Origin of the sequence: Nocardia donostiensis, from assembly GCF_002081715.1 — a bacterium.
In the GTDB taxonomy this organism is placed as follows: domain Bacteria; phylum Actinomycetota; class Actinomycetes; order Mycobacteriales; family Mycobacteriaceae; genus Nocardia; species Nocardia donostiensis.
The window spans coordinates 1-6,566 of the sequence record NZ_MUKP01000093.1 but is presented as its reverse complement, the minus strand read 5'-3'; the positions used below and the strand labels follow the sequence as shown (position 1 = coordinate 6,566).

The window sequence follows — 6,566 nt, the reverse complement described above, 5'->3', positions numbered from 1 at the left end:
TGCTCGGCCACTGGACCCACACCAGCCGACTACCCGCCCCACCACGCTCACCGCATCTACGCCACCACCAGCAACGATCAGCGGCGGTGACACGACAATGGCTCGCCCGACGGCTGGCGTGGACGTAGCAAGCGCCACCACAACGTCCGATACCCGTGCCCCGGAACGTCGGTGATCGAGCGGACGAGCACCAATCCTCATCCGTGAGAACTGCCCTGGGTTGCTTTGACGGCGAAGTCCTGGGCAATCCGTATTCGGCCTGAACCGCGATCCCGCTCAACGCGGATTATTGCGCTGGCCTGCAGTGCTTCTCGGCCAATGCCGCCCATGCGGCGATCAACAAGTCGTAGGCGTCGACGACGATATCGTCGGGGATCCCGCTGGGAGTCAGTAGCTTCTGAACCAGAAGGCCATCTTCGAGGGCGTGCACTATGAGCGCCAAGAAAGCGGGATCGGCTGGAGGATGCGGCAACTCGTAGGTAATCCCGGTGGCGATGGCGTTGCGAGCGGTGAGTTCGCGTTTGGCCAGGCGTGGTCGCAGTTGGGGGTTGCGCAGGATGTGGAGTACGAGTTCGAGCCGTAGCGCCAGCCATTGGTCGAGGTGACGGGCACGGGCGCGATTGAACTCACGCAACGGTTCCCGGCTGGTGTGGTCGAGTCCGGCGACTTCATCGAGCTCGCGCTGCGTTCTTTGGGTGAGGAGTTCGAGTGTGAGTTCGTGTTTGTCCGCGAAGTTGCCGTAGAAGGCTCCTCGGGAATATCCGGCGCGTTCGGCTATCTGCTCTACCGAGGTGCCGTTGACACCCCGTTCGGCGAACAACTCCGCGGCAGCGCCGAGCAGTCGGTCCCGGGTCTGCTGTCGGCTCTCCTCGCGGCTGAGACGCTGATTCATATTCAGTATTGTATCCAAATACAGCTATGTATATTTCCCCGTGTGGAGCACCTATACGAGGCGACAGCCGCGCAAGTCGCCGAGGCCGTAGCAACGGGCGAGATCAGCGCGGTCGAGGTGGTCAGAGCACATCTGACGAGGATCGACGCGGTCAACCCGGCAGTGAACGCGGTAACGAATGTGCTGGCCGACGGCGCCCTCGACGCCGCGCGCACGATCGACCAGCGACGCGCGGCAGGCGAAGCGGTGGGTCCGCTGGCCGGAGTCCCGTTCACGGTGAAGGAGAACATCCATGTCGCGGGATCGGCCACGACGATGGGTGTGCCGGCCCTGCGGAACTTGGTGGCCGCCGCCGATGCACCACCGGTGCGCCGATTGCGCGCCGCTGGGGCGATCCCGATCGGCCGAACCAACCTGCCTGATCTGACGATTGCCGGTCTGCACACAACGAGCACGCTGTACGGCGATACGCGCAACCCGTGGGATCTGCACGGCCGGACACCCGGCGGGACGAGTGGTGGCGACGGTGTAGCGGTAGCAACCGGCATGGCGCCACTGGGACTGGGCAACGATTCCGGTGGCTCCCTGCGTAATCCAGCGACATTCAATGGAATCACCGCACTCAAACCCACTTATGGGCGATTCGCCGCGGACCACCGAATCAGCGGCCACGAACCGACACTGGCGTCACAACTGTTTCCGGTCGACGGTCCACTCGCCCGGTCGGTAAAGGATCTGCGGCTGGCATTCGACGTACTCGCCGGTGCCGACGCGCAAGATCCCAGGGCCGTTCCCGCACCACCGGACGGTCCGCCGCTGCGCAGTCCCGTCACGGTCGGGCTTGTGACCGATCTCGACGGTGACCGAATGCATCCCGACGTGCGCGCCGGATTGACCGATGCGGCAGACGCCTTGGCCGATGCCGGCTACCGGATCGAGGAGGTGGAGGTGCCCGCGCTGGCCGAATCGCTGGCCGTCTATTCCGGATTGATCAGCACCGAATTCTCTTTGGTCTGGCCCACACTGCGGCCGATGCTGAGCAAAACCAGTCGCCTGCACATGGAGTTGATGATGCGTCGGCAACCACCATCAGACCTGTCCGGCTACATTCAGTTGTCTGCCGCGAGGCTGGGTGTGCAGCGTGTATGGACGCAGTTCCTCGACCGGTATCCGTTATTGCTCGGACCGGTTTACACCGAATTGCCGCCACCACCCTCGGTTCCGGTCAACGCGGACGAGCAGCAGCGAATGATGAGCCCGTTGCGCTTGTGCACGGCCACAACCCTGGTCGGAGTTCCAGCGGTAGCTGTTCCGGCTGGCGTGATCGGCGGGCTACCTCAGGGTGTTCAGGTCATCGGCCGAATGTATCGGGAAGACCTGTGCCTGACCGCGGCAAGCGCCATCGAGCAACGCTTGGGAGTGCTGACCCCGATCAATCCGATAGCGGCCGGACAGTGAAGCACGCACATCGGCACAGGATGCTCCAGGCTTCTCAGACATGTGCATGATCAGAAGAGGGTGTCGCGGACCGTAGGGGACGGTATCCGGTGGGTCCGAGCTGGGGGAGTTCGGCGTCGATGTCGATATCGATGCGCAGGTCGAGGTCGACGATGTGCCCGGTGAGGCCGGCGAGCCGGTCGACCTCCTCGTCGGTGAGGTGCCGAGAGTGTTGAAATGGCAGCAGGCGTTGCGTGAGCCGGTCGGTCTCGGTGTCGGTGCGCCACCGGGAACTGGCGGCCTCCCCCGCAGAGCGGTCCATTCTTGCTATCGGCTGCCCTGTTCCCCAACCCATCGTCCCGGCGGCTGGGGGATAGTGCAGGTGCGGCGGATTCGTTGTGGGGTTGTTTGGTGGTGTGGGGTGCGAAGAGTTCGGTGGCGGTGTGGCCGGGCAGCATCTTTTCCAGGACCCGGCAGTGGTGCGGGTAGGGGAGGCCTTTCACTTCGCCGGATAGCCAGCGGTGGAATTGGGCTCGCTTGGGGCTGAGCCGACGAGGTCGGGGTCGATCGTTGCGGCGATCTTGTCGTATTCGCGGCTGAACGCGCTGTGCGTTTGTAGGTGCCGCTCGCGTAGCACCGGTGGTGAGCGCGCTCGGTCCGTACTCCACTGCGTCACCGATATTGTCGGTGCCAGCCCACCCGATCGGTGAGGTGTCGAGCTACGCTGCCGGAAGATAACGACCGGGTGGTGCGACTGAGCGTGGGCAATGCTCCGGTCAGCGGCTCATACTGGGTGTTCACACGCCTTCGGTGTTGGGGTAGAACAGGTTTCGGAAACACAAAGGGGTGCTTGTGGGGTCGTTGGTGTTGCTCGTCGTGGACATGCAGAACTCGTATTTGAAGCAGGACGTTCGCGACGCCTACGGTTGGCCGCCGTTGTGGAGGTTGGAAGAAGTGGTGGCCGAATGCCGGTCCTTGATCGACGAGGCGAGGTCGCAGGGGGTTCCGGTGATCTACTCGCGCCAGGTGTCTTCGCCGGCGATGACACCGCGGTCGGCTCGGCATCGTGCAAGCCGCGCAGACCGGCTGCCGGTGTTGTCCGAGGCGGAGAAGCTGTGGCGATCACAGATCATGGATGCCGTCGCGCCCGAGTCGGGCGATCTGGTGCTGGACAAAACCCGGCACAGCTTCTTCGCCTACACCGAGCTCGAACCTGTCTTGCGTAATCTCGGCGCGGACCGCCTGATCGTGTGCGGTCTGCAGACCAATGTCTGTGTAGAGGCCACAGTCCGCGCCGGCCTGGAACGAAACTTCGAGATCGCGGTCGCCGAGGACGCGGTCACCACGGATGGACCGGACTTGCACGTCGGGTCCTTGAATGCGATGCGGGTGATGTATGTCGAGGTCGCGCCATGGCGTGAACTCATCGCCACCGGCGCGACGTGGGATCGGGCGTATTCGACACCGCACTACGGCCGCAGCCCGCAGTATTGGGTCGACCCACTGTATGTGTCGGGCTGCCGCATCGCGCAGACTAGTTCGACGGCCGAGATCAGGTCCGAGCCCCGATAAGAGGCTGACAGCACTTCGGAGAACACCGCACTCGGGGTGGTGCCGGCTTGCAAGAGACTGCATGGCGCGTGCGATCGAAGATGACAGGTTGCCAGCGTCGGAGCAGGAGACAGCGGGTCAGCGATCAAACCGATCTGTGTGCCAGCCACCCTCTCGAGCCCGGGCTGGCAGTTGCGTCAACCGCATCATTCTGTCGTTATCGGCCAGTATTGTTGAGCGGCAGGGCTTTTCCAGGGGCTGCGCAGGGGGGCTCATGCCGAAATTCATGGTTTCAGAGGTCGCGTCGGCTGGTGCAGGTGCGTTCCGGCATTGCAGGAATCAGTCAAGGTGCGGCAGCCGTGTTCGGCTCGGAGGTGGTGAGGGGGCAGTTCACGGCCCCTAACCGGTATGCGACCGAATGCGGGCGTTGTTCAGTGCTGGTGCGTCCCGATTGCGGCATCATCTGCGGTGACCCGACTTACGGTCAGCTGATGTGCGTGACCTGCGTGGCCCGCCGTGATAATCCCGACGCCGAGTTTCCCTTTGCCACTGCTGGCGCCGGCAACTGGGTGACGGTCGCGCTGATGGGGTTCACCCGCGCCTGCTGGCGGTGCCGCACCGACGTGGTGTGCGTTGCGGGCATGTATCCCCACCGGCCGGGTCAGGCGCGCACCGGCTGATCCTGGCTCATGGCGATACCGAATACCATCTCCGCCGGATGTTCTCGTCGCTGGCGGCTATGCCGTTGTCGGAGTATGTGCGCCGGCGCCGGATGACTGTTGCCGCTGCCGATGTCATCCAGGACACCGACGATCTGCTGAGTATCGCAGTCCGGCACGGTTACGGCTCGACCGAAGTATTCGGACGTGCATTCCGGGCGGTCCACGGCGCCGGCCCGAGTGAGGCTCGCCGCGACGGAGGCCCCCTTCGCACACAACCGCAGCTCAGGTTCCGCCGTGTTTTGGATCTTCGTCGGGTTCGGCCGAGGAAAGATGGCCTCTTACAAGAACTTGAACTCCTCGAACTCGGCGACCTTCCGCAACGTCGCCTTCTACAACACGGGCAAGAATCCCGGCGCCGTTCCCGGCGAACAGTTCTACGCAGAGTTGGTCAGCGGCTCGAGCGCTTGGTCGCGAAGTCACCGATGACCTCACCGGATCGTGCTAACCGTGGCGGCTTTCACCCTCGGGCCGATTCCATGGCCCGAGGGGGCGCAGTGTAGCTTTCTGGTCGGCTGGCCCGGCAGGTCTGCCCGCGCATACGGGCCACGTTGTCGCTGGTGAGGTAGTGGTCGGTGCTTCGGTGAACTTATCGACCCGGACCCACCGACCGCAGCTCGATCTGCAGCCTCCTCGCTATAGATGTGCTGCACTGCAACGACTTTTCTGAAATAGACGTTGACAAGCGGACGTACTTGCGAGGTGCCCGGCGATTATCGCTGGAACAGTGCACGATCTGGCTCTGGTATCCACATGGTGCTGACTGCCTTGCCGTTGTAGCTGCCGGTGATGAAGTCGATCAAAGAGGTGAACTGTGGATGGGTAGTGATAGTCTCCCGCCACAGCAGCGCCATGGGGTAAGCGGGCGTCGGGTTGACGATGGGGATGCGGCGGATATTCGGATGCCACGGCGTTGTGGTTCCTTCACCACCGAAGGTGACCAGCGTCGTCGAGTCCGCGATGCGGTCGACTATATTCGCGAAACCGATGCCTCCAGGATGCTGCTCGGTAGTGATTGTGATGCCGCAGCTTTCGCTGAGCCGGCCGTAGAAATCACCTACTTCGGAGTCGAACCCGGCCCCTGGTACCCACGCGGTGAGCCCGTCGAGGTCGTCGAACTCGACGTGGTCGCGGTCCGCGAGTGGATGGCCGTTGCCGACGAGTAGATGCAGGGCGCCGAGGTAGGCGGGCACCGCGGTGATATGCGCCGGCAGTGGGCGGGTGTGCCAGTGTGGGCGGGCGAAGGCGATGTCTACTCGACAGTCGATCACAGCGTTCCGTGATGTCGTCGATGGTCCCATCATGATGAGTTCGACCTCGGCGTCTGGATGTTTCTCGAGGTAGAACCGCATCAGGTTCGCGTCGGCGATCTGGGCGCCGTGCACCGCGACGCGGAGTACTTGCGAATCGCGCACCGCGGCGATGGCGGCGTCGGCCGACGCGAGGATCGAGCGTGCGTGCGGCAGGAAGCGGGCGCCGTGGGCGGTCAACGCGACGTTGCCGATCCGGCGCTCGAACAGTGGGGCGCCCAGTTGGCCCTCCAGTTTTGCGATTCGCTTGGACACCGCCTGTTGGCTGATGCCCAGTACTGACGCTGCCAGACCGAACTGGCCTTCGTCGCTGACGGCGACCATCGCGCGTACCGCGGCCAGATCGAGATCCACCCCAACACCTGCTTCCACATCTATTGGTTGTTCTTCAGTGCGTGTCTTTTGTTCGACAGACTGTCACCCTAGCTGGTCATATACCGGGCAACTTGACGGGCGCGGGTTTGCGTCCGACAACCAATGACGTTGATAGGGCCTGAGTGGGTGGTTTGGTGGTCACGAGTCGTTCATCCTTCGTTCATCTGCACAACCACACCGAGTATTCGATGCTCGATGGTGCGGCCAAGATCTCGCCGTTGTTCGCGGAGGCGGAGCGGTTGGGGATGCAGGCGGTCGGGATGACCGACCACGGGAACATGT

Annotated in this window: 8 protein-coding genes and 1 pseudogene; 6 read left to right on the top strand and 3 right to left on the bottom strand. The window is 63.4% G+C overall.

Annotated features, from left to right (window positions below; genetic code table 11):
- Positions 1 to 286 precede the first annotated feature (286 nt).
- A complete protein-coding gene (locus B0T44_RS25705; RefSeq protein ID WP_077121969.1) occupies positions 287 to 892 on the bottom strand; it encodes a TetR/AcrR family transcriptional regulator in 606 nt (201 codons plus the stop codon).
- Positions 893 to 934: 42 nt separating this feature from the next.
- Between B0T44_RS25705 and B0T44_RS25700 the strand changes: the two genes are divergently transcribed.
- On the top strand, positions 935 to 2,350 hold the full coding sequence (locus B0T44_RS25700) for an amidase (RefSeq protein ID WP_077121967.1): 1,416 nt from the start codon (positions 935 to 937) through the stop codon (positions 2,348 to 2,350).
- Positions 2,351 to 2,384: 34 nt separating this feature from the next.
- On the opposite strand, the gene B0T44_RS25695 is transcribed toward B0T44_RS25700, so the two are convergent.
- Positions 2,385 to 2,651: a hypothetical protein gene (locus B0T44_RS25695; protein ID WP_077121966.1), complete on the bottom strand. Its 267-nt coding sequence runs from the start codon at positions 2,649 to 2,651 to the stop codon at positions 2,385 to 2,387.
- A 530-nt stretch (positions 2,652 to 3,181) separates the two neighbouring features.
- Here B0T44_RS25695 and B0T44_RS25690 point away from each other — a divergent pair.
- From B0T44_RS25690 to B0T44_RS28375, 4 genes and pseudogenes are all read left to right on the top strand, one after another.
- The gene (locus B0T44_RS25690) at positions 3,182 to 3,901 is read left to right on the top strand and encodes a cysteine hydrolase family protein (protein WP_077121964.1); all 720 of its coding nucleotides are present in this window, start codon (positions 3,182 to 3,184) and stop codon (positions 3,899 to 3,901) included.
- Between the two features lie 338 nt (positions 3,902 to 4,239).
- A complete protein-coding gene (locus B0T44_RS25685; protein ID WP_139348049.1) occupies positions 4,240 to 4,560 on the top strand; it encodes a hypothetical protein in 321 nt (106 codons plus the stop codon).
- Positions 4,491 to 4,781: pseudogene (locus tag B0T44_RS28380) on the top strand (helix-turn-helix domain-containing protein); the annotation flags it as partial. The gene B0T44_RS25685 and the pseudogene B0T44_RS28380, both read left to right, overlap by 70 nt.
- Before the next feature lie 91 nt (positions 4,782 to 4,872).
- Positions 4,873 to 5,028, top strand: coding sequence for a hypothetical protein (locus B0T44_RS28375; RefSeq protein ID WP_245839703.1), 156 nt, complete (start codon positions 4,873 to 4,875; stop codon positions 5,026 to 5,028).
- Positions 5,029 to 5,312: 284 nt separating this feature from the next.
- Here the strand turns inward: B0T44_RS28375 and B0T44_RS25670 are convergent, their stop codons facing one another.
- Positions 5,313 to 6,263 (bottom strand): LysR family transcriptional regulator, encoded by a 951-nt coding sequence (locus B0T44_RS25670; RefSeq protein WP_245839694.1) that lies wholly within the window; start codon positions 6,261 to 6,263, stop codon positions 5,313 to 5,315.
- 155 nt (positions 6,264 to 6,418) lie between these two features.
- On the opposite strand from B0T44_RS25670, the gene B0T44_RS28660 reads away from it, so the two are divergent.
- Positions 6,419 to 6,566, top strand: a 148-nt coding sequence (locus B0T44_RS28660) for a PHP domain-containing protein (protein ID WP_139348048.1), incomplete at its 3' end; no start/stop codon positions are given.

What these genes read in the sequence shown, in the direction of transcription:
- B0T44_RS25705 (WP_077121969.1), bottom strand. Translation starts at nt 892, where the DNA reads ATGAATCAGCGTCTCAGCCGCGAGGAGAGCCGACAGCAGACCCGGGAC.
- B0T44_RS28375 (WP_245839703.1), top strand. Translation starts at nt 4,873, where the DNA reads ATGGCCTCTTACAAGAACTTGAACTCCTCGAACTCGGCGACCTTCCGC.
- B0T44_RS25695 (WP_077121966.1), bottom strand. Translation starts at nt 2,651, where the DNA reads ATGGACCGCTCTGCGGGGGAGGCCGCCAGTTCCCGGTGGCGCACCGAC.